Below are 2,184 nucleotides of genomic sequence, written 5' to 3' on the forward strand. Positions count from 1 at the left end.
AATTACATTTTGGAGGAATTAAAAAATTATGAAAAAGCAAATAATTTCGCTAGGCGCATTAGCAGTTGCATCTAGCTTATTTACATGGGATAACAAAGCAGATGCGATAGTAACAAAGGATTATAGTAAAGAATCAAGAGTGAATGAGAAAAGTAAAAAGGGAGCTACTGTTTCAGATTATTACTATTGGAAAATAATTGATAGTTTAGAGGCACAATTTACTGGAGCAATAGACTTATTGGAAGATTATAAATATGGAGATCCTATCTATAAAGAAGCGAAAGATAGATTGATGACAAGAGTATTAGGAGAAGACCAGTATTTATTAAAGAAAAAGATTGATGAATATGAGCTTTATAAAAAGTGGTATAAAAGTTCAAATAAGAACACTAATATGCTTACTTTCCATAAATATAATCTTTACAATTTAACAATGAATGAATATAACGATATTTTTAACTCTTTGAAAGATGCAGTTTATCAATTTAATAAAGAAGTTAAAGAAATAGAGCATAAAAATGTTGACTTGAAGCAGTTTGATAAAGATGGAGAAGACAAGGCAACTAAAGAAGTTTATGACCTTGTTTCTGAAATTGATACATTAGTTGTAACTTATTATGCTGATAAGGATTATGGGGAGCATGCGAAAGAGTTACGAGCAAAACTGGACTTAATCCTTGGAGATACAGACAATCCACATAAAATTACAAATGAGCGTATAAAAAAAGAAATGATCGATGACTTAAATTCAATTATAGATGATTTCTTTATGGAGACTAAACAAAATAGACCGAATTCTATAACAAAATATGATCCAACAAAACACAATTTTAAAGAGAAGAGTGAAAATAAACCTAATTTTGATAAATTAGTTGAAGAAACAAAAAAAGCAGTTAAAGAAGCAGACGAATCTTGGAAAAATAAAACTGTCAAAAAATACGAGGAAACTGTAACAAAATCTCCTGTTGTAAAAGAAGAGAAGAAAGTTGAAGAACCTCAATTACCTAAAGTTGGAAACCAGCAAGAGGTTAAAACTACGGCTGGTAAAGCTGAAGAAACAACACAACCAGTGGCACAGCCATTAGTAAAAATTCCACAAGAAACAATCTATGGTGAAACTGTAAAAGGTCCAGAATATCCAACGATGGAAAATAAAACGTTACAAGGTGAAATCGTTCAAGGTCCCGATTTTCTAACAATGGAACAAAACAGACCATCTTTAAGCGATAATTATACTCAACCGACGACACCGAACCCTATTTTAGAAGGTCTTGAAGGTAGCTCATCTAAACTTGAAATAAAACCACAAGGTACTGAATCAACGTTGAAAGGTATTCAAGGAGAATCAAGTGATATTGAAGTTAAACCTCAAGCAACTGAAACAACAGAAGCTTCTCAATATGGTCCGAGACCGCAATTTAACAAAACACCTAAGTATGTGAAATATAGAGATGCTGGTACAGGTATCCGTGAATACAACGATGGAACATTTGGATATGAAGCGAGACCAAGATTCAACAAGCCAAGTGAAACAAATGCATACAACGTAACGACAAATCAAGATGGCACAGTATCATACGGAGCTCGCCCAACACAAAACAAGCCAAGTGAAACAAACGCATATAACGTAACAACACATGCAAATGGTCAAGTATCATACGGTGCTCGCCCAACACAAAACAAGCCAAGCAAAACAAATGCATACAACGTAACAACACATGCAAATGGTCAAGTATCATATGGCGCTCGCCCGACACAAAAAAAGCCAAGCAAAACAAATGCATATAACGTAACAACACATGCAAATGGTCAAGTATCATACGGAGCTCGCCCGACATACAAGAAGCCAAGCGAAACAAATGCATACAACGTAACAACACATGCAAATGGTCAAGTATCATATGGCGCTCGCCCGACACAAAAAAAGCCAAGCGAAACAAACGCATATAACGTAACAACACATGCAGATGGTACTGCGACATATGGGCCTAGAGTAACAAAATAAATTTATAACTCTATCCAAAGACATACAGTCAATACAAAGAATTATGTATCTATACAACAGTAATCATGCATTCTATGATGCTTCTAACTGAATTAAAGCATCGAACAATCGGAAGCATATTTCTAAATTATTTATTCATTATAGTCTTAAACATAACATGACCTAATATATTACTAACC

1 protein-coding gene is annotated in these 2,184 nt (G+C 33.9%); it reads left to right on the forward strand.

Features of this window, described 5'->3' with window-relative positions:
• The first annotated feature begins 28 nt into the window (after positions 1 to 28).
• Positions 29 to 2,005 carry a staphylocoagulase gene (gene coa, locus IDG60_RS11675; protein WP_000744101.1) on the forward strand — a complete coding sequence of 659 codons (1,977 nt, stop codon included), beginning with the start codon at positions 29 to 31 and terminating at the stop codon, positions 2,003 to 2,005.
• Positions 2,006 to 2,184 lie beyond the last annotated feature (179 nt).

It is taken from the genome of Staphylococcus sp. EG-SA-2 (genome assembly GCF_017152085.1).

Bases quoted from the DNA above. Each gene is read 5' to 3' on its own strand.
- coa (WP_000744101.1), top strand. From the start codon at position 29: ATGAAAAAGCAAATAATTTCGCTAGGCGCATTAGCAGTTGCATCTAGC.